Raw genomic sequence first — 22936 nt, forward strand, 5'->3', positions numbered from 1 at the left:
GGTATGGTCGACGCTCGCGAGTACCACGAACGGACGAAACACAGTCCGCGGAGCGTTCGCGAGGACGACTTCGTGCTCGATCACGACAACCGCCCGCGGCCGTACAAGACGTACGAGGACCTGCCGAAGCGCTCGTTCCCGGCGATTCGGCCGGCGCAGGGAGCGACGCTTAGCGCGGTCGCCGAATCTACCGCGGACCCGCTTGCAGACGCCGAACAGGTCCCGCGGACGGACCTCGACCGCGAGACGCTGGCGACGATCTGCTACCATGCGAACGGCGTCGTGAAAACCATCGACCATCAGCGGCGGACGCTGCGCTTCCGGGCCGCCTCCTGTACGGGGAAACTGTACCACGTCGACCTCTATCTCGTCTGCGGCGACTGCGACGGACTGCCGGCGGGCGTTTACCACTTCGACCCCTCGACGTTCGCGTTGGATGTCGTTCGCGAGGGCGATTACCGCGGCGTCCTCGCCGAGGCGACCGGAGGACAGAATGGGGTCGCGAACGCTCCCGCCACCGTCGTCACCACGTCGACGTGGTGGCGCAACGCCTGGAAGTACCGCGACCGAACCTATCGCCACGCGTTCTGGGACTCCGGCACGGTCCTCGCGAACCTGCTGGGGGCGGCCCACGCGCTCGACTACCGGGCCGAGGTCGTCGCAGGATTCGCCGACGACCCGGTGGCGACGCTCCTCGGCGTCGACCCGACCGAGGAGGCACCGCTGGAACTCGTCCCGGTCGGCGGTGCAGGTAGCACGAAGGAGCCCCCCTCCGATGCTCCGGCGGTCGACCCCATCGCCCCCGAGACGGTACCGCTGTCGGCCGACCCCGTGGACTATCCGCTGATCCACGACGCCTGGGAACAGAGCGCGCTCCCCGACGGCGACGCCGCACGCGAGTGGCGGGAGCGCTGTCGCGAGGCGCGCGGTGCGAGCACTGTCGAAGCCGTGGACGACGGTGGCGGCGAGCGCGTCGCCCTCGACCCGGTCGACCACGAGACGGCGTCGGCCCGGCCGCTCCACGAGACGATACGACGCCGCGGGTCGTGTCGGGAGTTCGCCGACGAGGGACCGTCCCGGCGACAGGTCGGAACCGTCCTCGACCGCGCGACCCGCGGCGTTCCCGGCGACTGGAACGACGGACGCGCGTCGGGGCTCGCGTTCAACGACGCCTACGTCCTCTCGACGGGCGTCGAGGGCATCCCCGACGGGACCTACCAGTTCCGCGGCGACGAGTCGGCGCTGGAGCGTCTCGGCGACGCGGACCGGCGGACGAAACAGCATCTCGCTCTGGACCAGCGCTGGGCCGGCGACGCCCACGTGAACGTCTACCTCCTCGCGAACGCCGACGAACTGGTTGACCGACTGGGCAACCGCGGCTATCGCCTCGCCCAGTTAGAAGCCGGCATCGCACTCGGTCGACTGTATCTCGCGACCTACGCTCACCGCGATCTGGGCGGGACGGGTCTCACGTTCTACGACGACGGAGTGACGGAACATCTCTCTCCGCGTGCGACAAGAGAGACGCCGATGTGTCTGTTCGCGTTCGGCCGGCGGGACGACTGACCCCGGACCGTCGGCCGGCAGGCTACAGTCGCCGCTCCCGGCCCACCGTCTCCAGCGCCGTCTCGACGTCCACGTACCGCGTCTCGCCGTCGCGGGACTCCAGTTCGACCTCGCCGGTCTCCAGGAAGCGGTTCCCCAGCACGACCTTCGTGGGGATCCCGAGCAGGTCGCTCTCGGCGAAGCGCTCGCCGATGGTCCGGTCGCCGTCGTACAGGAGGACGTCGTCGCGGGCCTCGTGGATCCGGTCCGCGGCCGCCCGGACCTCGCCCTCGTAGCGGAGGGGGATCACCGACGCGGCGAAGGGGGCGACGCTCCCCTCGTCCGAGACGGGCCACCGACAGCCGTCCGCGTCGGCGTACTGTTCGATGAGCGTCTGGACGACCCTCGTGACCCCGATCCCGTAACTCCCCATCTCAACGTGGACCCGCGCCCCGTCGGCCAGATCGACCGTCAGGTCCATCGCCTCGGAGTACCGCGTCCCGAGCCGGAAGACGTGACCGACCTCGATGCCCTCGCTCGCGCCGAGCGCGCCGCCGCAGTCGGGGCAGTCGTCGCCCGCCGCGGCGTCGTCGAACGCGGGGTGCTCGTCGGTGAGACCGTACCGGCAGTCCGCCGACCCGCAGTACAGCAGGTCGCAGGTCCCCTCGTCGACGGGCGCGACGAACTCCTCGGACCCGGTCCCGCCCATGACGCCGTCGTCGGCCTCGCTCACGACGAACTCGACGCCGAGCGCCTCGAAGATCCGTCGGTAGGCGTCGCGGACGCGCTCGTACCACTCGGCCAGGGAGTCGCGGTCCGCGTGGAGGCTGTAGGCGTCCTTCATCGTGAACTCCTTCGTCCGGAGCAGGCCGTTTCTGGCGTGGTCGTCGCGGTGCTTCGCGCCCACCTGATAGAGCAGGATGGGGAGGTCGTCGTACGACCGCACGCGGCCGTCGACGAGGTCCACGACGCCCTCCTCGTGGGAGGGCGCGAGACACATGTCCGCCCCGTCGCGGTTCTCGAAGGTGAACATCTCGTCCTCGAAGTTCTCCCACCGGCCGCTTCGCTCCCAGGCGGACCGGTACTGCAACTGGGGCAGGCTGATCCGCTGGCCGCCGATGGCCTCCATCTCCCGCTCGACCGTCCGGATCACCTTTCGCCGGACGCGCTCGCCAGCGGGGGCAAACGCGTACACGCCGCTTCCCAGTCGCTCTACCAGGCCGGCGCGGTGCGCGAGCTCGACCGCCTCCCGGTCGTGGTCGCCGGCCTCGCGGCTGGTGGGGAGGTACGCCTCGCTACGCCGCACGGGACTCACCCCCGTTCGCGGCGGTCGTCGCGCTACGGCTACTCGTGACGATACGGCAGAACCAGTGTGCTCGCTCCTCGATACGGCTATCGCGGAACCCAGCCGCGGGCCACACCGGACCCGCGGTTGGAATCGCAAGCGTTCGCTGTTCGAAGCATCGAGCGTTCCTTTTCGGCGTCCCGACAAAGCGTTTTCGGGGGTTTGTGATGGAGACTCATGGGAAATGAGGCGGATGTCCGTGCGAATCCCTCTGAAAAGCCAAGCGACCTGATAAACGAGCGTACGGCGGCGAAGCCGTCTCATCATCTCGGAAGACTTCCGGTCTTCCGACGAGTCCGCAGGAGCAAAGCTCCTGCGAGATCACGAAAGAGCGCTTTGCGCTCTTTCGAACGCCGGAAAAAGGTCGTCGTTCCTAGTCGTCAGCAACCGCCCGACTCGTCACGTCGACGTCCTCGGCGTCGATGCCGAGTTCGTCGATAGCGGTCTGTGCGGCGCGCTTGCCGGAGATGAGCATCGCGCCGAACGTCGGGCCCATCCGCGGCAGGCCGTAGGTCGTCGCGGTCGCCATGCCGGTGACGACGAGGCCGTCGTGGGCGAGACCGGTGTGTTCGACGACGGCGTCCTCGGACTTGCCGACCCACATCGAGTCGTGGCCGGGCGAGTCGTGACCGGGCGCACCGTAGGTGTCGTCGCCGGTGCTGTCCATGCCGCTGGCTTCCTCTTCTAGGCCGGGGGCGTTCAGGACGCCGCGCTCGTCGAGTTTCTTGACGGCCATCGCTTCGTGACCAGTCGCGTCGATGACGAGGTCGGCCTCGACGGCGATGGGGTCGACGCAGGTGATCTCACGCGGGAGCGCGTGGACCGGCGTCCAGTTCATGACGATACCGCCGACGCGGTGGTCCTCGCGGATCACGATGTCGGTGAACTCCGTCATGTTCTGCATCTTCGCGCCGGCGTCGCAGGCGGCCTTGATGAGGCCGGAACAGGCCTCGGGTCCGTTCGCGACGTAGAGTCCGTCGGAGTCCTGGGACTGCTTGTAGTCTACTTCGAGTTCTTCGAGCACCTGCTGGGCCGGGTCCCGAACGGTGACCTTGTTCATCAGGAAGCCGCCCAGCCAGAAGCCGCCCCCGAGGTAGTTGTTCTTCTCGACGACCATCACCTGCACGCCGCGCTCGGCGAGTTCCTTGGCCGCCATCAGCCCCGACGGTCCGCCCCCGACGATGATAACGTCCGAATCCGAGAAGTCCATGAACTCCTCGGTCCACTCCTGTCCGATGGCGCGCGTGACCTCTGCCTCGCCCACGTCACTGAACTCGTCGAACTGATCTGATTCGCTCATACTACTTAGTAATACTACGGGGTGGTTAAAGGTGTTGCGTTGTGACGCGCTGCCGGCAGTGAGTCAGGTTCCGTCCCCGACATTCTATGGCTGTAGCGGGAGTACAACCAATTCGTATTCTAAACTTGTCAATAGTGTGTGCGTACCGATCTCATCATTGAGCCGCTGATCCGTCTATAATATCGATTACCTGTGGACATTCGTGATGTTTATATCATTTAGAAAACACTCTTCAGTGCGGGGGAAGTACGTCCGTGTATGTACTGGAAACACCCCCGAAACGAGAGCGATGCCGAGCACAAAAAGCGCGAGACGAAGTCCGGAACGGACTGGTCGTTCATCGCGGCGATGATGGGCGCCTCGTAATCTATCTCAGTTCTCCGCGCACCGTCGGTAGCGGCAGAATGACAGTGTCGGGTTTCTCACCTCCCATCGAGCGGTAGAATCCTCGCCGCTCGACCGCATTCAGGCGGGCATCTCCATGAGGTCGCGGTCCTGGTCCGACGGATACGTGTCGCGGCCGAGCGCCGCGTTCGCCGGACAGTACTGCGTCGTCGCCGTGTACAGTAACTCGCTCCCGCCGAGAAGCGTAAGGACCCGAGTCGCGCGGGAGCGGTTCGCGGTCAGCGCGAGTAAAACGAGCGCAGTTCCGGCGATGAGGCGCGCGATACGTTCGGTATCACCGACGTTTTTCGCCATGGTCGCGATTCCACACCGAGCGAGAAAACTGTTTGCCGGGAAAGATGGCAACTCTACCCGGCGGCGGACTGTCGTAGGTTTGCCGAACGAAGCCCGTATCCCGTAGTCGGGATCGTTTGCTGTCTTCCCTTCCTCCGAATGCTCTGCTATCCGAAATGCTTTACTTTCTTGTAGTGTCTGGTGGAAATATGGGCGACCGCTCGTGGCTCTCTGCAGTGACACTCGCATTGCTCCTCCTCGTCGCCGGGTGCGCCGCGCCGTACGCGTCCGATACGGCGACGGAATCTCCGGATACCGAGACGACTGATCCGTCACAGCGCACGTCAACCGAAACGGCGCGCGACGCGACATCGTCGGACACATCCGACGAGAAGGCCGGTTCCGAGCCGGGAATCGACTCGCCGAACGGAACGGGCACCGCGGTCGGACAGAGCGAGCGAGTAGTCGTCAAAAACGGGTCGTTGTCCGTCAACGCAACCGAAGTGTACCAGCGCGTCGAGCGCCTGATGGGCGTCGACGCCGACACCCCGACAGTGCAGATCAGACAGCTCGGCGCTGCTGACTTCTCAAGGGGACGAGTCTCTCCGCGGTACCGTGCGCTGGGTTATCAGTCGGACCCCGGAAACGGGTCACGGTGCGGGAGTTTCGCCCCGGCCTACGCGGCAAGCGACGAAGTTATCATCTCGCCAGGCAACCTCACCGAAACCGGCGCAGAACTCGTTCTCGCCCACGAGTACGTTCACATCATCCAGCGAAACGTCGAGGGGTACGACAACCTCAGTGCCGTCGGCAGCCACGGGTTGAGACGCGCCGTGACCGAGGGTACCGCAGTGTACGTCGCAGACGCCTACGCCCGGAAGTACGACAAGTCGTGGCACGACACGACGCCGCTCGGCATACGGGAGTGTCTCTACCGAAGCGTGGGCGACACCGGGCGGGAACTGTCCGGGCGCTACTACTTCGGCGGCCGCTACTTCGACCAGCGCCTGAACTCGTCGACGGATATCTCGTCCGTCTATCGCTCGCCGCCGAACACGACGGAACAGCTCGTGCACGGTCTGGCTCCGTCGGCCGAACCGCCGGTGGATCTGTCCGTGACGTTCGAAGGCACCGAGTCCTGGCAGGCGAACCGCCCGGAACGGATGGGTGAACTCGGCGTCAGAACCTGGTTGCACACGGAACTGCCGCAAGACCGCGTGGACGCCGCCGCGACCGGCTGGGGTAACGACACCCTCGCCTCGTTCGGTGAGGAAAATCGGACCGGCGTCACCTGGGTGACTCGGTGGGACACGTCGTCCGACGCCGACGAGTTCGCCGACGCGGTCGATGATATCGGCGGAGAGTTGGAGACTGCTGATGTCGCCACCCTACGGCACGTTCGCGTATCGGAACGAACCGTCGTCGTGTTCGCGGGCAACGAGTCGTTCGTCGACGGTGCCGAAGCGACCGGAAATGGCGGGAACGTGACCGTCACCGCGCCTCGCGGGCCGTCGGACGAGATCTCGTCCGCTCGCCGGGGGCCGCCGGTCGTCTCCTGAGGACGGGACAGCGACGGCGGATCTACGCGGTCGAAGCGAGAGAGCCATCCGTCAGGGCGACGAGTCGCCGCGGCGTATCCGCCGCTCGGCCGCGTCGAGCGCCTCGTCAGCGTCGAACTCGTCGACGATCCGGCGGAGTTCGGACTCGTCGGCGTCCGCGAGTTCCCTGGCGTGACGCGTCATGTTCGGCACCGCGCGGAGGACGTTGTCGACGACCGGAACGGCGGCGACCTGCGGCGAGCGCGACAACGGGTTCAGGTCGATCACTATCTCGGTCTTGCCCATCTCGCCCAGCGCCTCGGCGCGGTCGCCGTCCTCCAGAGGGACAAGAACAACGTCCGCGGCGTAGATGCCGTCCTCGTCTACTTTCGCGCGCTCGTGGTTCAGACCTGGAATGCGGGCGTCTGCCGTCAACCCCTTCACGTCCTCCGCACCGTGTTCGCGCAGGTGGTCCGCGATGGCCTGGATCCGTTCCTCCGTGCGGTTGAACAGGTTGACCTCCAGGTCGGCGTCGACGGCGTCGGCCAACTCGACTATCTCGCCCGGCACGAGCGCGGCCACGTTGCCGTTCACCGAGAGGACGGGACGGTCCGCGAGCAGGAGTTGCGCGGCCGCAGCGCGTTCCGCCTCGTCTGCGCTCGGGGTCGTCTCCTCGCCGAGCAGGTAGTCGAAAGCGCTCCCTCGACCCTCAGCGTGTACGCCCTGCAGGTGCGTGATCCCCTTTTCGACCCCGGACTCGATGCGGTGTCTGCTTACCAGATCCTCGTACCGCGGGTGGTCCTTCGGGATCTCATCCTCGTCGGTGACGTCCGCCGGAACCGTCTCGTCGTCGCTCACGGCCGAACGTGTGCGAGCGTTTCAAAAAAGTGCCGCGATCGAATCCGTCGCCGTCCGCGGTGGTTCACTGCGCGACCGTCTGGTGTCCGTCGGCGGCCCGTTCGCGGACCGTCTAGATACTTCCATTGCCTCCTCTATCCGAGCTAGCCGAGTAGCACCTTCAACGCGGTATCGCGCCCGCAGAGTGGGTGTGACAGACTTCCGGGTCGTACCCCGCGTCCGAGAGTCCGGTTCCGAGCGCGAACACAGTCTCCCCGAGCATCGCCATCGACGCCTCGCCGTCGACTTCGCCGACGTCGCGGATCGCATCGCGGACCGTCTCGGTCAGCAGTCCCGCCTCGCGGGCGAACCGGCGCGAGGCGTAGATGAAACTCGTCAGCGTCGGCTCTCCGACGACGAGAGAGAGCGCTTCCGTTCCCGCCTGCTCCAGTGCCTCGGTGTTGCCGCCGATCACCGTCTTCGTCGGGAGTTCGCCGAAAGTGACGTACTCTACCCTGGCGCGTCGCGGGATCCCGTCGAGCAAGTTGTCCTGCGGTCCGCCCGGTTCGAGACGGATCGGGATACCGCCGCGAGCCTGCGCGACGACGTCGCCCAGTCCCGTTCCGGACTGTACCTCTGCTCCGTGGGCGATGGTGATAAGCTCGTTCTCGGAGAGCTGTCGCGAGAAGCGGCGGTTGGCGGCGAGCGCCGTCCCGAGCGCCATCGCGCCGGAGACGCCGAACCCAGCGCCTATCGGTACCTCGGCCTCCGCAGAGACCCGCGCGGACACGTCGAGCGCGTCGAGGACGCGTTCGACGGGTTCCATCTCGATACTCGTGTCGTCCAGGTACACTTCCGTTCGGTCGGCGGGGCGGACCTTGACCGTCACGCCGTCCGAGAGCGTCAGCCCCGCGCCCTGCGAGCCGGCCTTCGTCGGGTCGTCGTGCTCTTGAGGCGTGAAAAAGCCCGTGATGTGTCCCGGAACGAAGGCGCTCGCCGCGTCGTCGCTCATTGCAACTACATCGGAGCGACCGTCGTTAACCGTTTTCCATCTGCTCCGCGGCGCATGCGTCCAGCAGTTCCACGACCGGTAAGACTCGAACGGATGAACGAGAAACACGATAGCTATCGCGACGGCGATAGCCTCCGCCATCAGCGGCGCGAGCAGTCCGGTGACGACCAGCGCCAGGTCGTAGAGATCCAGCGCTATCTGTAGCCACGTGCGACGAACTGCGAAAGACGCGTTGAGCGTGCTGAGACGGCTCCTATCAGGCAATCACGAACGACCTTTTTGCGATTCGTCGTGGTACCAACTGACTGTACGTTCGACAAGTGCCCGTCTCAGATACGTAATGCTCCGGCACATCTTCTGCAGACGAGCGGCCGTTGCGAGCGCTTTCGTCGCTGTGGATTGCGCGGAGCGCAACGACGCCCGCGAGCAGACGACAACCGCGGCGAGAGAGCCGCCGCCCGTAGCCGACAGTGTTCCGGACCTGCCGGTCGAGGAACGCGTGGCCGAGTTAGCGGCCGAGTATCCCGAACCGGTGAGCGACGCGCCGCCGGAACTGGCGGTAACGCTGCTCGACAGTACTAGCGGCCCGTTCGGGACGTACTACGATTTCGCGGACTGGGCGCGGGCGTACGCAGACGGCGAACTGTCCGCCGTCGAGTACGGCGAGATGGTCGCCGGCACCGTCGAGACGGAGGCGGCCATCGCTATCGCTCCGGCTCGGAGACCTCTCCGTTCGAACACATGAGTTCACCAGAAACCCACCAGACTCCGTACGAGGCCATCCTCGACCAGGAGATAGAGACGGGATTAGAAGAACTGAACCGATCGACGACCGGCATCTTCCTCTCGGCGCTGTCGGCCGGCCTCGACATCGGATTCGGCCCGCTGTTGATGGCGGTGATGGTGACGTTGGCCGGCGGCAGTTACAGCGTCGCGACGACGGAGATCCTCGTGGCCAATATGTACGCCGTCGGCTTCATCTTCGTCGTCCTCGGCCGCTCGGAGCTGTTTACCGAACACACGACGCTCGCGGTGCTTCCGGTGCTTGGCGGACAGGCGACGGTCAAACAACTCGGCCGCCTCTGGATGCTCGTCTACTCGGCGAACGTGGTCGGCGGTGCGGCCTTCGCCGTGCTGATGGTCACTATCATGCCGTCGGTCGGCACGATCGAGCCCCACGCGTTCGAGGAGATCGCGCTGACGTACACGACACAGGACATCGTGACGCTGGTCGCAGGCGGCGTCCTCGCCGGCTGGATGATGGGGCTGGTCTCGTGGCTGGTCAGCGCCGCCCAGGAGTCTATCAGCCGCACCTTCTTCGTCTGGCTCGTCACGACGGCTATCGGACTAGCGCACCTGCCTCACTGCATCGCCGGCAACGTCGAGATAGTCGCCGGCCTGATGGCGTCGTCCGAGGTCGTCTTCATGGACTACGCGGAGTTCCTGCTCGCCGCGACCGTCGGCAACGCTATCGGCGGTACCGTCTTCGTCGCGCTGCTGAAGTACGGCCACGTCGTCCGCGGTTCGCAGTAGAGCGGTCCGAAAATCCGTACCGTCCCGTTGACCCGGCGTCTTGCTCAGAGGCTCAGACGCTGACGGTCTCGCGGGAACGCCGTTGGACTTCGCTCCGCTCATCCAACGAGCACCCGCTCGACAGGCACGTTTTCCCCTACGGCGAGAGACGCTGACGGTCTCGCGGGAACGCCGTTGGACTTCGCTCCGCTCGTCCAACGAGCACCCGCTCGACAGCTACCGACCAGTCCTACGGACTGAGTCGCTGACGGTCTCGCGGGAACAGCACCGCTTCGCGGATGTTGTCGAGACCGAGCATCGTCATGACGAGGCGCTCGCCACCGAGACCCCATCCGGCGTGCGGCGGCATGCCGTACTTGAACATCTTGGTGTAGTACTCGAACGCGTCGGGGTCGAGTCCCTGCTGTTCGAACCCTGCGACCAGGTGGTCGTATCGGTGTTCGCGCTGACCGCCGGAGACGAGTTCCATCGACGGATGCATCAGGTCGAATCCGGTCGAGAGCGTTTCGTCGTCGTCGTGGTCCTTGATGTAGAACGGCTTGATCTCGCTGGGCCAGTCGGTGATGAAGTAGTGTTCACCGACTTCCTCGCCGAGAGCGTGCTCGCCCTCAGTGGGAAGGTCGTCGCCCCAGACGAGTTGCTCGTCGAGTTCGCCCGTCGCGTTGATGCGCTCGATGGCCTCCTCGTACGTGAGACGGGGGAAGTCGCCCGAAGGCGCTTCGAAGTCCTCGTAGCCGAGCGTCTCCAGTTGCTCCTGGCAGTTCTCGGCGACGCCCTCGTAGGCGGCTCTGACGACCGCTTCGCAGGCGTCCATCGCGTCCGAGTGGTCGTAGAAGGCGCTCTCGAAGTCGATCGAGGTCGCCTCGTTGAGGTGTCGCGGCGTGTTGTGTTCCTCGGCACGGAAGATCGGGCCGATCTCGAAGACGCGTTCGAGGCCGGAGCCGACCATCAACTGCTTGAACAGCTGCGGGCTCTGGTTCATGAACGCCTCCTGCCCGAAGTACGTGATTGGGAACAGCTCCGTCCCGCCCTCAGTACCGGTCGCGACGATCTTCGGCGTGTTGATCTCGGTACAGTTCAGGTCGCGGAACTGCTCGCGGACTGCGCGGAGGACCTCGGCGCGGATCTCGAAGATGGCTTTCGACTCCTCCATGCGCAGGTCGAGCGTCCGGTTATCCAGTCGCGTCGAGATGTCGGCGTCGACCTTGCCCGACGGGTCGAGCGGCAGTTCCGGGTCGGCCGGAGCGATGACTTCGACGTCCTCGGGAACTATCTCGACGCCCGTCGGGGCGCGCTCTTCCTCCTCGACGGCACCGGAGACCTGCACCACGCTCTCGCGGTTGACGTTGACGCCAGTCTCCACGAGGTCGTCGTCCATCTCGTCTTTCTCGAACTTGACCTGGATCTTGCCGGTCGTGTCCCGAACGATGAGGAATGCGATGCCGCCGAGGTCGCGGATCTCGTGTGCCCACCCGGCGACGGTGACAGTGTCGCCCGGTTCGGCGTCCGCGGTGTAAGTCCTGTTCTCCATACCATCCCGTTCTGCCGGCCCAGTCTTAAAAACCGTCTTTTCACTCGTCGCCTGTCAGCCCGCCACAGTGGAAAGAACTACTTTCCGGGGACTGATTACCCGGACGTATGAACGAGGACCCGCTCGACGACCTCGACAAGCGGATCATCCACACGCTTCAGAGGGACGCTCGCAAGACATCCGCGAGCACGATCGCCGAGGAAGCCGACGTTTCCGCAAGCACGGTCCGAAACCGCATCCGAAATCTGGAGGAGACCGGCATACTCACCGGGTACAATCCCGAGGTTAACTACGAGAAAGCGGGTTATCAGTTGCTGACGCTTATCATCTGTACCGCACCGATCCCGAAGCGCGAGGAACTCGCGCAGGAAGCCCTCGAAGTCCCCGGCGTCGTCGCCGTCAGGGAAGTCATGACCGGCACCGAAAACGTCCACGTCGAGGCGATCGGCACCGACGGCGACGACCTGAGCAGGATCGGTCAGGACCTGAACGCGATCGGCCTGGAAATCGTCGACGAGGACCTGATCCGCAACGAGTACGAGAACCCGTTCCACGGGTTCGAGGTCGACGGACTGTAACTGCTTTTTTGGTTCTCTCCGGCGTTCTGATCGCTTTGGCAGAACTCGTTCCCTCTGAGGGGTCCCGGCCACACGTACCGCTGAGCGCCGGCCCCCGAACGATCAGTCCTAGAGGACGATACAACAAAATAAGGTAATTATACTGCTGAATCCGCAATTCAACCGGACTGTTTATCGTGTCCCGGGAACTACAACCGGGTACGGAGACAGACAATGTCATCGACGCAGCCACGCCTCTACCGGTTCGTGACCGCACGGATGTCCGCTCACAGACCACACCGCGTTCCGGACCGGGGCCATGGCTAAGAACCAACAGCTACCCGCCGGCGAGAACGAGAGGTCCGCGGCCGACTCGGGAATCTACGTCGTCGGCGACGACAGTATCGCTATCGGTCTCGCCAGAAAACTGGCCGACCGCACACCGACTGTATTCGTCAGCGCGGACGATTCGTTCGCCGAAGCCGCCGAGCGCGCCGACCTCGACGCACGACGCGCGGACGTGACCGACCCGTGGTCGCTAGACACCGTCGGTATCCGGGGCGCTGACACCGTTGTAGCTGCCTCCCGGCGTGACGACCGGAACATTCTCACCGCACAGATCGTCCGAACGAGGTTCGACGTGGACGACGTCGTCGTCCGACTCGACGACCCGACCAACAGCGACGCGTTCGACGATATCGACGTCCGGACGGTCTGTCTGACCTCGGTTCTCGCGAACGAGATAGCCGACCAGTTGACGCAGTAAACCATGACGAAGGAACTAGAACGAGATCTCGGGTTGTTCGCAGTGATCGCTATCAGTATCGGCGCGATGGTGGGGAGCGGGATATTCATCCTCCCCGGCCTCGCACTCAAGACAGCAGGGCCGGCCGTCATACTCGCGTATCTGCTCGCCGGCGTCCTCGTCTTGCCCGCGGCGCTGAGCAAAGCGGAGATGGCGACCGCGATGCCGGAAGCCGGCGGGACGTACATCTACATCGAGCGCGGAATGGGGCCGCTGCTGGGCACGATCGCAGGCGTCGGTACCTGGTTTTCGCTATCGTTCAAAGGCGCGCTCGCGCTCGTCGGCGGCGTTCCGTACCTGCTCTACCTGTTCGACCTCCCGGTCAAACCGGTCGCGATCGGACTTGCGGCCGTCCTCATCGCGGTCAATCTCTTCGGCGCGAAACAGACCGGCCGCCTCCAGATCGGTATCGTCGTCGTGATGCTCGCGGCGATGGTGTGGTTCGTCGTCGGCGGGCTACCCTCCACGACAGCGTCGTACTACGGGGGGTTCTTCGACAAGGGGTCGAACGGCCTCCTCGCGGCGAGCGGTCTCGTCTTCGTCTCGTACGCGGGCGTGACCAAGATCGCGAGCGTCGCGGAGGAGGTCGAAGACCCCGACCGGAACATCCCGCTCGGGATCCTCATCTCGCTCGTCTTCACGACGCTCCTGTACGTACTTATCGTCGTCGTGATGGTCGGTGTGACCCCGCCCGACCTCCTCAGCGACTCCGGCGTCCCGATGATCCACGCGGCCGAGGCGACGCTCGCCTGGCCGGGCGTCGTCGCTATCATCGTCGCGGCGGTCCTGGCTCTCATCAGCACCGCAAACGCCGGTATCCTCTCATCGTCGCGATACCCCTTCGCGATGGCGCGGGACGACCTCGCGCCCGAATCGCTCACAGAGATCCACGAGAACTGGGGGACGCCGGTCCGGGCGATCACGCTCACCGGGGGCGTGATGCTCGTACTCATCGCGTTCGTCCCGATCCTCGAGATCGCAAAACTGGCGAGCGCCTTCCAGATCATCGTGTTCGCGCTGGTCAACGGCGCGGTCGTGGCGTTCCGCGAGGGGAACGTCGGCGAGTACGACCCCAGTTTCGAATCACCGCTGTACCCGTGGACACAGATCGTGGGTATCCTCGGCGGCCTCCTGCTCATCGGCTACATGGGAACTATGCCGCTGGTCGGTGCGGTCGTCATCACCGTCGGGTCCGGACTGTGGTACTTCTACTACGCCCGCGACAACGTCGACCGCGAGGGTGCCGCGACGGACGTCGTCCGGCGCTCCGTCGGCAAGCGGGCCGTCGAACGGACGAAGTCGACCTTCGAGGACGTCGACGGCTACGAAGTGCTGGTCGCCGTTACCGAGACGACGGACGAAGCGCGCGAACGCTCGCTCATCCGGATCGCCGCCGACATCGCCCGCGAGAACGACGGGAGCGTCACGATCGTGCGGTTCGACGAGGTTCCCGACCAGGCGCCGCTGCAACAGGCGTCGCAGACGCAGTCCCCGGCTGACGTCGAGTTCGAACGTCGTACGTCGGACCTCACCGCCGAGTTCGACGTTCCGGTACAGTACGGCGAGATCGTCAGCCACGACACCGAGCGAGCGATCGTCAACTTCGCGGAGCACGAGGAGGCCGACTTCCTCCTTCTCGAACGAGCGGACGACCCGCTATACGCCCCGCTTCTCGGTTCGAACATCGAGTGGGTCTCGCGCCACGCTCCGTGCGACGTGTTGCTGATCGAAGAGCGCGATCTGGCCGGGATCGACGCGATCACCGTCGTCACGGACCGCGGTCCGTTCGACCCGCAGAAGATCGCCATCGCTGACGCGCTGGCGAGCGAGGCCGGGGCACGCATCGACCTGCTCTATCCGGTAGAGCGCAACGCAACGACGGCGCAGCGAGAGACCGTCGAGGACTATCTCTCGGAGCTTGAATCGCTCTGCTCCGTGCCGGTGAAACGCTCGGTTGTCTCGACCGACGACCCCACGGAGGACTTCGTCGCTGTGACGGATCCCGCCGACGTGTTGATCATCGGAACGGACGGCGGCCGGATCCACGGGAACCTGTTCGGACGGCCGGCGGACTGGATCGTAGATAAAGTCGACTGCACGGCGATCCAGGTCCAGCCAAACGGCTCTCGGCCGGGGTTGTTCCGTCGCCTCTTCGAACGGGTCGTGTTCTGACGAGTCGGGCCGCCAGTATCAGTTCGCGTCTTTGGCGCCGTTTACCGTCGCCGCCACGGCGTCGACGCCGTCCGCGTGGACCAGGTCGCCGACGACCACCACGTCGGCGTGTTCGGCCATTCCGTTCGCGGAGTCGTAGTCGTGGATACCACCGCCGTAGAACAGCGTCGCCTCGTCCAGCGCGCCCGCCGCGGCGCGGACCGTCTCGGGGTCGCCAAGCGTGCCCGAGTACTCGACGTACACTATCTCCTGACCGAACATCTCCTCGGCCACCTCAGCGTAGGCGGCGACGTCGTCGGGACCGAGGTCACAGTCCGCCTCCGTGTACGTGGCGACGCTCGCCTCGGGATTCATCACGATGTACGCCTCCGTCGTGATGCGGTCCCACGGCAGGTTTTCCTCTAACCGTGCCCACTCCTTGTGCGCGCCGACGGTCCAGAACGGGTCGCCCGCGTTGAACACCGTCGGGATGAGATACCCGTCGAGGGCATCGTCGTTGACGGCCACTTCCGGCGCGCTCGGTTCGAGATACAGCGGCACGTCGTACGTCGCGCAGGCGTCTATCACGCGCTGCATCTTGTCGGTGGTCATGCCGGTCGTCCCACCGATCTCGATGGCGTCAGTCCCGGTCGCACAGACGTCCTCGTACGTTTCTCCCTCGACGAGGTCCTTGTCCGGATCTATCTTCACGATGTGGTCCCAGTCGGCCCACGGTGCGGTCATATCCGTTCAATCAGAAAGGTCGGCTAAAACCCCTTCGAAAGGTTCGGTTCGCGGGACGTGCGCGTCAATATTTTCTGCACGGGGGTCCGGGGTGAACGTATGGAACGCGAGACGATCCAGTCAGGAACGGAGTGGGAGTCGACCGTCGGCTATTCGCGCGCTGTCCGGGCAGGTGACGAGATCCACGTTTCTGGCACGACTGCGACGGACGACGACGGGGATCTCGTCGGCGTCGGCGACCCGTACGCCCAGGCCGAGCAAGCGCTCTCGAACGTCGACGGGCGCTGGAACGACTCGACGCGACCCGTGCGGACGTGGTCCGAACACGGCTGTTCGTCACAGACGTAGACCGGTGGGACGAGATCGGTCGCGCGCATCGGGAGTACTTCGACGACGTGCGCCCGGCGACCAGCATGGTGCAGGTCGAGCGATTGGTCGACCCGGAGATGGTCGTAGAAGTGGAGGCGGTGGCGAAAGTGAAGACGGAGTAGTCGGTGCGTCAGAGTCCCGAACCTCGGAGGTATCCGGAACCGTTGACCGCGTTCAGCCTTCGATGTCGTCTACACTCCGCCCGGTGAACGAGCGCGAACCGTACCGGACGATGACGTACCGAGCGTCGTCGGGTATGTCGACCGTGATCGAATCGCCCTCCTCGACGGTCGTTCCGGACTCGCCCCAGTCGACGGCGTTTTCGCCGGACCGAGTCGGGAACGCGACGGTTAGCTCACCCGCGTCGACGGGTTCGCCGCCGTCGTGCGTGACCTCGACCTGGTCTCCGTCAACCCGCTCGAATTTGACGGATACGTTCGGGAGAACCGTTTGTCGGGTCATTTCGATCGTCTCGTTACCTCCTGTCCACTTCACCGCCACCTCGGAACCGATATCGGCGTCGAGTTCGATGCGGTCGCCCTCGGACAGTTCGTCGTACGTTTCGCCGAACTGGGTCGACGCTCGTTCGTCGTCGACCAGCACTTGATACTTGTCGACATCGCTCTCTATGGCGGAGCGGCCGTGGTCACCGCCGTACACGAGGTACGTCGTCTGGTCCTCCCGGCGGACGTAGAAGTACCCCGGCGGGCGGACGTGGAACGAGAAGACGCTCGTCCCGTAGCTCGAATTGCCTTCCGTGACGGTCGCCATGACCGACACCCAGTCGCTGATAGTCACGTCCTCGACGACGATCTCGTCGCCCGTCGTCAGCGTCTCGTGGTACTCCGAGAGCGGCACCTCGTCGTTCTCGCTGCTCCGCCGATCGTCGCGCGAGCGGTGCTGAAGTTCGAGGCCTTCCGTATCGGCCTGCTGTTCGCCGGTGTACGTGATCGTCAGTTCCGACGTGTCCGGATCGTAGTCCGATTCGAACGCCGATCTGTCGTGAACGATCTCCCGGGCGAGGTAATCGAACGTCTCCTCGTCGTCCGGGTCCTCCCACCGGACGCGGACGTGCGAGAACGGGGCGGCGGTGATGGTTATCTCGTCGCCGTTTTCGACGGTATCGTACTCGTCTTCGAACTGTACGGGCGCTTCCTCGCCTTCGACCTCGATCGTCAGCGTCGACGCGTCGACGGCTTCGTCGCCCCGGTGGCGGAGCGTCGCTTCGCCAGTCTCGTCGTCGTATTCGACCCAGAGCCGCGCGTCCGGCGACGCCTCGTAATCCGGCCGGGGTGGCCGTTCGTACACGACGGTCACGACGCCGCGACGGCCGTCCTGCTCGATGCTTTGCTCTTTGACTCCGTCGCCCCAGTTGTCGTCGACCATGGACCGGAGCTTGCTCTCGTCGACCGAAGACTCGTCGTCGAACAGCACAACGGTCGTGATCCGTCGGGTCCGTTCCTCGATCTGCGTCGTTGCGTACGCGGTCGCGTCGACGCTGTCAGCGTCGAGCGAGTCGGCGAGGCTCGCCCGGTTCTCGTCATGGTCGCCTCTGAAGACCCGGACGTACTGTTCGTCGGTGAGAGGTTTCAGAACCGCAGTCACGGACTCGTCCTCGGAGAGGTTCTCGATCGAACCCTTAGCGGCGGCCCGTGCGGCGTCGAGACCGGCGTCCCACGCACCGCCGTCCGTCAGTCCGCGCGCGCTGATGTGCCGACCGTCCGTCGTCGTCGACGCCGTATTGTCCGGCGCGTCGATGTCGGAGCTGTTGAACGACCCAGCAAGACAGACGATCTGTCCGTCGCGGTCTCCGTACGTTGCGGCGACGGCCCTGTCGATATTCGACAGGCCGAGTCCGTACTGCTCGGAGAGGCCCGCGCCGTAGCGGCCCTCTTCCTCCGGCGAGAGCACGTATACGCGAGTCGCCTCGTTGCCCTCGATAGCCGAGGGAAGCGCGCCGAGCGCGGTGACGAGCCCGTCCGGGAGGGACTCGTTCTCACCGTCCTGGCCGTCGGTAGTCGTAGTCTCGTCCATCGATCGCGTGTCGTCTGCACGGGACAGACAGCCCGCTGCAAGCGTGAAGCCGCCCGCTACGAGCAGACTGCGTCGGTTGGTGGGGACCATCGGCTACGTCTTCTCTATCCACATAAATAAAACCAACTATGATATCGTCTGAGCAGAAGTTGGCATCGCCTACGCTTCCGCCTGCCAGTCTTCGATCCGGTCGGCGCTGACGCCCTCGACGTCCGCGGCGACCGCGTCGGGGTCGGCGTCGGTCAGGTCGTCCAGGCTCTCGATGCCGGCCTCGACGAGTTTCTCTGCGGTTTTCGCTCCGAGACCGTCGAGCGCTTCGAGGTCCGTGCCGGAGTCGCTCTCGCGGGCCTGATACTCGCGGTAGTTGCAGATAGGACAGCCGAGTTCCCAGGGCTCGTCGTCGCCGTTGTGGACGTGTAGTTCCGGCAGGTCGTGTTCGTCACAGCGGTCGTCGGTGACCTCGATCTCGCCGCGGCGCGGGAGCGGCAGCGAGTAGTCGCAGTCCGGGTAGCGGGTGCAGCCGACCAGCCGAGAGCCGTTTCGGAGCTGTTTGATGACGAGTTCGCCGTCGTGGTCATCGTGGCAGTTCGGACAGTCGCCGATAACCGGTCCTTCGCCGGCCTCGTCGGCCTTGCACTGCGGGCAGCCGTGGACGAACGTCTGCCGCCCAGCGAGCATCTTCACGTGCTGGAGTTCGTGCTCCTCGCACTGCTCGTCCAGGATGAGCGGCTTACCCGTGTTTGGCAGCGGGAGCGTGTACTCGCAGTCGGGATAGCCGTCGCAGCCGACGAACGCGGATCCGTGAGAGCTGCGGCGCACGAGCAGGTCGTGGTCGGACTCCGGACAGGGGCCGAGCGTCTTATCGGCTTTCAGTGACTTCCGGAGGTGATCCCCGATCTCCTCCCGGGAATCGATCAGCGACTCGAACACCGTCTCCAGCATCTCGCGAGACTCCTCCGTGACGTCGTCGAGCGTCGCCTTGCCCTCCGCGATCGCGGTCATGTCGGCCTCTAGCTGGCTGGTCATCTCCTCGCTCGTCACGCGGTCGGCGAACTCCTCGGCCGCTTCGACGACGGCCATCGCTAGCTGGGTGGGCCGCGGCGGGTCGTTCTCGACGTAGCCGCGGTCGTACAGCTTTTCGATGGTGTTGTGGCGGGTCGACTTCGTCCCGATCCCCATGTCCTCCATCGTCTCGATGAGCCGAGACTGGCCGTAGCGGCGGGGTGGCTGGGTCTGCTTTTCCTCCATACGGACGTCGGTAACCGACAGCTCTTCGCCCACGTCGACGTCGGGCACGTAGTTCTCGCTCGTGGAGAGGTACGGGTAGACGTCGTGGTAGCCCGGTTCGACCAGACGCTTGCCGTTGGCCTTCAGCGTGAGGCCGTCCGTGACCGCGACGACTTTGAGGTGTTCCCAGGTCGCGGCCTCGGCGACGGTTGCGAAAAACCGCCTGACGACGAGTTCGTAAACCTCCCACTCGTCGTCGCTCAGTTCGCCTGCGCCGGGATGTTCGCCGGTGGGGTGGATCGGCGGGTGGTCGGTCGTCTCCTCGTCGCCGCGGGTTGGGTCGATGCCGTCGAGTTCGAGCAGCGACTCGGCGTCGTCGCCGAAATCGCCGTGTCCGACGAACTCGTCGAGGAGCGCTTCCGGATCCAGGTCGTCGGGGTAGACCGTGTTGTCCGTCCGCGGGTAGGTGATGAACCCCTCGGTGTAGAGGTCCTCGGCGATACTCATCGCACGCTGTGCGGAGTAGCCGAGGCTGCCGGCCGCGCGGATGAACTGCGTGGTGTTGAACGGTGCCGGGGGCGCGTCCGTTCGCGTGCGGCGGTTGACGCTGTCGACGGTGACCGCGTCCGCTTCGGCCAGCGTCGCGTGCGCCGCGTCGGCGTTGTCCTCGTCCCAGACACGTTCGGCCTCGTTGCCGTCCTCGTCGCGGTAGAAGTACTGAGCCTCGAACGCGTCGTCTTGCTCGCCCGTCGCCTTCAGCAGGTCTGCGTACAGTTCCCAGTAGTCCTCGGGGTCGAACGCCTGGATCTCGCGCTCGCGGTCGACGATGAGTTTCAGCGTCGGCGACTGCACGCGGCCGACACTGATGAAGTCCTCGCCGAGTTGCCCCGCGGTGAGCGAGAGAAAACGCGTCAGCGCCGCACCCCAGATCAGGTCGATTATCTGGCGGGCCTCGCCCGCCGCCGCGAGGTCGAAGTCGAGGTCCTCGGGATTCGCGAACGCGTCAGTGACTTCGTTTTCCGTGATCGATGAGAAGCGGACCCGCTTGATCGGAACGTCCTCGTTCACGTCGCGGACGAGTTCGTACGCCTCCTTGCCGATGAGTTCGCCCTCGCGGTCGTAGTCCGTGGCGATGGTGACCGCGTCGGCCTCCCGGGCGAGTAGTCGGAGCGTCCGGACGATGTTCTCCTGAGTCGGCTTCTTCTCGATGCTCGCGTCGATCAGTTCGACCGGCTCAACGTCGCGCCAGTCGCTGTACTCGTCGGGGAAGTCGACGCCGACCACGTGGCCGGAGAGGCCGACGCAGCGCTTCCCGCCCCACTTGTAGACGTTGACGCCGTTGCGCCGTTCGGCGTCGGCGCTCTCGCCGCTCAGGATGTCCGCGATCCGTCGCGCGGCGTTGTCTTTCTCCGTTATTATCAACTCCACCGCGTACCACCCCGTCGTCGATCCTGTGTCGTCATTCGACACTGGTTAGGCCCACGCCGGCCCTAAACCTTTCGGGGTAAATCGCCGGAAAGCGCGGGTGTGCGGGCGTATGCGCTCGGATACGTGCGTCCGTGCGCGACGACTAACCGGTGGTCGGTGACGGTGATCATCGGATGTCGGTAGTGATGATCATCGTATGTCGCTGATGGTGATCATCGTATGTCGCTGATGGCGGCCACTGACCGACTGTATCGGTGATCGCTGACAGTCAGAGACCGCTGGCCGATAGCTGACGGCGGTCGGTCACGGCGTTCGACCGGCGGCGCGTCACGATCAGTCGTCCAGTTCGGCGCGCAGCAGTTCGTTGACGGTGCCGGGGTCGGCGCTCCCGCCCGTCTCCTGCATGACCTGGCCGACGAGGAAGTTGATCGCGCCGTCGTCGCCGTCGTAGTAGTCCTCGACTGCGTCGGGGTTGTCGGCGACCGCCGCCTCGACGGCCTGTTGGACTTCGCCTTCGCCCGTTTTGCCCAGCCCCTCCTCCTCGACGACCGAGTCGGGGTCGGTGCCGTCGTCTAGCATCCGACGGAGCACCGTCTCGCGGGCGTTCTTGGCGGTTATATCGTCCTCGGCGACGAGTTCGACCAACCGGTGGACCTCGTCGAGTCGGTTCTCGACGTCCGTTATCTCTATGTCGCGGTAGTTGAGTTCCCCGAGCAGGTTGTCGGCGACCCACGTCGCCGCGAGGTCCGGGTCGAACTCGCCCGCCAGGTCCTCGTAGAAGTCCGCCACCTGCTTCGTCGAGGTGAGTTTCGACGCGGCCTCCCCGCTCAGGTCGTACTCGTCGCGGAACCGCTCGCGGCGTGCGTCGGGGAGTTCCGGGATATCGATCTGCTCTTTCCAGTCGGCGACCTGTAGCGGCGGCAGGTCGGCCTCGCGGAAGTAGCGGTAATCCTTCTCCTCCTCCTTCGAGCGCATCGAGACGGTGATGCCGCGGGACTCGTCCCAGTGGCGCGTCTCCTGTTCGACTTCGCGGCCGCGCTGGACGGCGTTTTTCTGGCGTGTCTCCTCGTAGGCCAGCGCCTTCTCCGCGCCCTTGTGGCTGGTGATGTTTTTCACCTCGGTGCGGTTGGCCGCGTCGAGCGCCGACTCGTCGATGTCGCCGTCATCGCCGACCTCCTCGCCGGGGACCAGACTGAGGTTGGCGTCGACCCGGAGGCTGCCGTCGCGCGTGCTGTCGAACACGCCGAGATACTCCAGCACTTCTTCGAGTTTGGCGAGGAACGAGCGCACCTCGTCCGCCCCGCGGAAGTCGGGCCGCGTCACTATCTCCATCAGCGGCGTTCCAGCGCGGTTGTAGTTGATAAGCGTGTACTCCGCCGTGTCGATGCTCCCGCCCTGGTGCTGGAGGCTTCCGGGGTCTTCCTCCAGATGTGCCCGGCGAATGCCGACGGTCCGGCGCTCGCCGCTTTCCGAGAACGTCAGTTCGCCGTCCTGACAGATCGGGGCGTCGTACTGCGTGATCTGGAAGTTCCTCGGCAGGTCCGGGTAGTAGTAGTTCTTCCGGTGAAAGGCCGTCTCCTCCGGGATATCGGCGTCTATCGCCTTCCCGATTTTGACGGCGGCCTCGACTGCGCCCTCGTTGAGAACGGGGAGGGCACCCGGGAGGCCGAGACAGACGGGACAGGTGCGCGTGTTCGGTTCGGCGTCCGACGCGTCGGTCGAACAGCCACAGAAGATCTTCGTGTCCGTCTCCAGTTGGACGTGGACTTCCAACCCGATGACAGTCACGAGTTCCTCAGATCGGGCTGCCTGTGCGGTCATTACGCCTCGGTTCGGTGCGGGTCGGTTAAAGGCTAACGGGAACAGTCGCTCCGTCTCGCGCCTACTGCCGTCCCGGCCCGGCGGAATAATGTCACAATTCTTTTATATGTCTGACACACGTTTATGGATCCGGAACTGTCCTTTTACTCGTATGGCCGGTAACAGAGTCGAGGAACTGGAGGCGACCGTCGCGGAACTGGAGTCGACGGTCAAAGGACTGACCGAGGAACTGGTCGAAACGAAAGAGCGAATCCGAGTACTGGAGTCGGAACTCGACGCCGAAACGCCGTCGCGGTCCGCCGACGTACGGGCCGCACCGACCCAGGAAGCCGCTCCTGACGAGGTTCAGGAAGCGGCGTCCGAAGCGGCTAAGGAGGGTGAACCCCAGGGGGAAAACGAGGAGGAAGAAACGGACGACTCCGGACTGGGCGACGACATCATCGTGGCGTAGTCGGGGGTTCGTCCGCCCCACGAGCAACCC

Annotated in this window: 18 protein-coding genes and 1 pseudogene; 9 read left to right on the forward strand and 10 right to left on the reverse strand. The window is 65.1% G+C overall.

Annotated elements, in window-relative coordinates; genetic code table 11:
• The first annotated feature begins 3 nt into the window (after window positions 1-3).
• Window positions 4-1566: a SagB/ThcOx family dehydrogenase gene (locus tag SM753_RS13015; RefSeq protein ID WP_323191916.1), complete on the forward strand. Its 1563-nt coding sequence runs from the start codon at window positions 4-6 to the stop codon at window positions 1564-1566.
• A 22-nt stretch (window positions 1567-1588) separates the two neighbouring features.
• Here SM753_RS13015 and SM753_RS13020 read toward each other — a convergent pair whose 3' ends face one another.
• The 3 genes from SM753_RS13020 to SM753_RS13030 form a co-directional block, all read right to left on the reverse strand.
• On the reverse strand, window positions 1589-2851 hold the full coding sequence (locus SM753_RS13020; protein WP_323191917.1) for an aminoacyl--tRNA ligase-related protein: 1263 nt from the start codon (window positions 2849-2851) through the stop codon (window positions 1589-1591).
• A 412-nt stretch (window positions 2852-3263) separates the two neighbouring features.
• On the reverse strand, window positions 3264-4190 hold the full coding sequence (locus SM753_RS13025; RefSeq protein ID WP_323191918.1) for a sulfide-dependent adenosine diphosphate thiazole synthase: 927 nt from the start codon (window positions 4188-4190) through the stop codon (window positions 3264-3266).
• Between the two features lie 465 nt (window positions 4191-4655).
• Window positions 4656-4889, reverse strand: a complete 234-nt coding sequence (locus SM753_RS13030) for a DUF2892 domain-containing protein (protein ID WP_323191919.1) — start codon at window positions 4887-4889, stop codon at window positions 4656-4658.
• Between the two features lie 188 nt (window positions 4890-5077).
• Here SM753_RS13030 and SM753_RS13035 point away from each other — a divergent pair, with 188 nt between their 5' ends.
• Complete coding sequence (locus SM753_RS13035) at window positions 5078-6427, forward strand: hypothetical protein (RefSeq protein WP_323191920.1); 1350 nt, start codon at window positions 5078-5080, stop codon at window positions 6425-6427.
• Window positions 6428-6478: 51 nt separating this feature from the next.
• On the opposite strand, the gene SM753_RS13040 is transcribed toward SM753_RS13035, so the two are convergent.
• Window positions 6479-7264, reverse strand: coding sequence for a 4-phosphopantoate--beta-alanine ligase (locus SM753_RS13040; protein ID WP_323191921.1), 786 nt, complete (start codon window positions 7262-7264; stop codon window positions 6479-6481).
• A 160-nt stretch (window positions 7265-7424) separates the two neighbouring features.
• Window positions 7425-8255: a pantoate kinase gene (locus SM753_RS13045; RefSeq protein WP_323192082.1), complete on the reverse strand. Its 831-nt coding sequence runs from the start codon at window positions 8253-8255 to the stop codon at window positions 7425-7427.
• Window positions 8256-8595: 340 nt separating this feature from the next.
• Here SM753_RS13045 and SM753_RS13050 point away from each other — a divergent pair, with 340 nt between their 5' ends.
• Both SM753_RS13050 and SM753_RS13055 read left to right on the forward strand, forming a co-directional pair.
• Window positions 8596-9000, forward strand: coding sequence for a hypothetical protein (locus tag SM753_RS13050; RefSeq protein ID WP_323191922.1), 405 nt, complete (start codon window positions 8596-8598; stop codon window positions 8998-9000).
• Window positions 8997-9788, forward strand: a complete 792-nt coding sequence (locus SM753_RS13055) for a formate/nitrite transporter family protein (RefSeq protein ID WP_323191923.1) — start codon at window positions 8997-8999, stop codon at window positions 9786-9788. The genes SM753_RS13050 and SM753_RS13055 overlap by 4 nt, the downstream gene beginning before the upstream one ends.
• A gap of 229 nt (window positions 9789-10017) precedes the next feature.
• On the opposite strand, the gene aspS is transcribed toward SM753_RS13055, so the two are convergent.
• Window positions 10018-11319 carry an aspartate--tRNA(Asn) ligase gene (gene aspS, locus SM753_RS13060; RefSeq protein WP_323191924.1) on the reverse strand — a complete coding sequence of 434 codons (1302 nt, stop codon included), beginning with the start codon at window positions 11317-11319 and terminating at the stop codon, window positions 10018-10020.
• 107 nt (window positions 11320-11426) lie between these two features.
• On the opposite strand from aspS, the gene SM753_RS13065 reads away from it, so the two are divergent.
• From SM753_RS13065 to SM753_RS13075, 3 genes are all read left to right on the forward strand, one after another.
• Window positions 11427-11897 carry an Lrp/AsnC family transcriptional regulator gene (locus SM753_RS13065; protein ID WP_135533439.1) on the forward strand — a complete coding sequence of 157 codons (471 nt, stop codon included), beginning with the start codon at window positions 11427-11429 and terminating at the stop codon, window positions 11895-11897.
• Between the two features lie 298 nt (window positions 11898-12195).
• The gene (locus SM753_RS13070) at window positions 12196-12642 is read left to right on the forward strand and encodes an NAD-binding protein (RefSeq protein ID WP_323191925.1); all 447 of its coding nucleotides are present in this window, start codon (window positions 12196-12198) and stop codon (window positions 12640-12642) included.
• Window positions 12643-12645: 3 nt separating this feature from the next.
• Window positions 12646-14853: an amino acid permease gene (locus SM753_RS13075; protein ID WP_323191926.1), complete on the forward strand. Its 2208-nt coding sequence runs from the start codon at window positions 12646-12648 to the stop codon at window positions 14851-14853.
• A gap of 18 nt (window positions 14854-14871) precedes the next feature.
• Here the strand turns inward: SM753_RS13075 and SM753_RS13080 are convergent, their stop codons facing one another.
• Entirely contained in the window at window positions 14872-15576 is a 705-nt protein-coding gene (locus SM753_RS13080; protein ID WP_135533436.1) for a phosphoglycerol geranylgeranyltransferase, read from the reverse strand.
• 99 nt (window positions 15577-15675) lie between these two features.
• On the opposite strand from SM753_RS13080, the pseudogene SM753_RS13085 reads away from it, so the two are divergent.
• Window positions 15676-16067 (forward strand): annotated as a pseudogene (locus SM753_RS13085) (RidA family protein).
• A gap of 52 nt (window positions 16068-16119) precedes the next feature.
• On the opposite strand, the gene SM753_RS13090 reads toward SM753_RS13085, so the two are convergent.
• From SM753_RS13090 to gatB, 3 genes are all read right to left on the reverse strand, one after another.
• On the reverse strand, window positions 16120-18069 hold the full coding sequence (locus SM753_RS13090) for a hypothetical protein (protein WP_323191927.1): 1950 nt from the start codon (window positions 18067-18069) through the stop codon (window positions 16120-16122).
• Between the two features lie 69 nt (window positions 18070-18138).
• Window positions 18139-20634 (reverse strand): DNA topoisomerase I, encoded by a 2496-nt coding sequence (locus SM753_RS13095; protein ID WP_323192083.1) that lies wholly within the window; start codon window positions 20632-20634, stop codon window positions 18139-18141.
• Between the two features lie 333 nt (window positions 20635-20967).
• Complete coding sequence (gene gatB / locus SM753_RS13100; RefSeq protein ID WP_323191928.1) at window positions 20968-22455, reverse strand: Asp-tRNA(Asn)/Glu-tRNA(Gln) amidotransferase subunit GatB; 1488 nt, start codon at window positions 22453-22455, stop codon at window positions 20968-20970.
• A 151-nt stretch (window positions 22456-22606) separates the two neighbouring features.
• Here gatB and SM753_RS13105 point away from each other — a divergent pair, with 151 nt between their 5' ends.
• Complete coding sequence (locus SM753_RS13105; protein ID WP_138796968.1) at window positions 22607-22906, forward strand: hypothetical protein; 300 nt, start codon at window positions 22607-22609, stop codon at window positions 22904-22906.
• Window positions 22907-22936: the final 30 nt, after the last annotated feature.

This window comes from Halostella sp. PRR32, from assembly GCF_034808085.1.
In the GTDB taxonomy this organism is placed as follows: domain Archaea; phylum Halobacteriota; class Halobacteria; order Halobacteriales; family Natronoarchaeaceae; genus Halostella; species Halostella pelagica.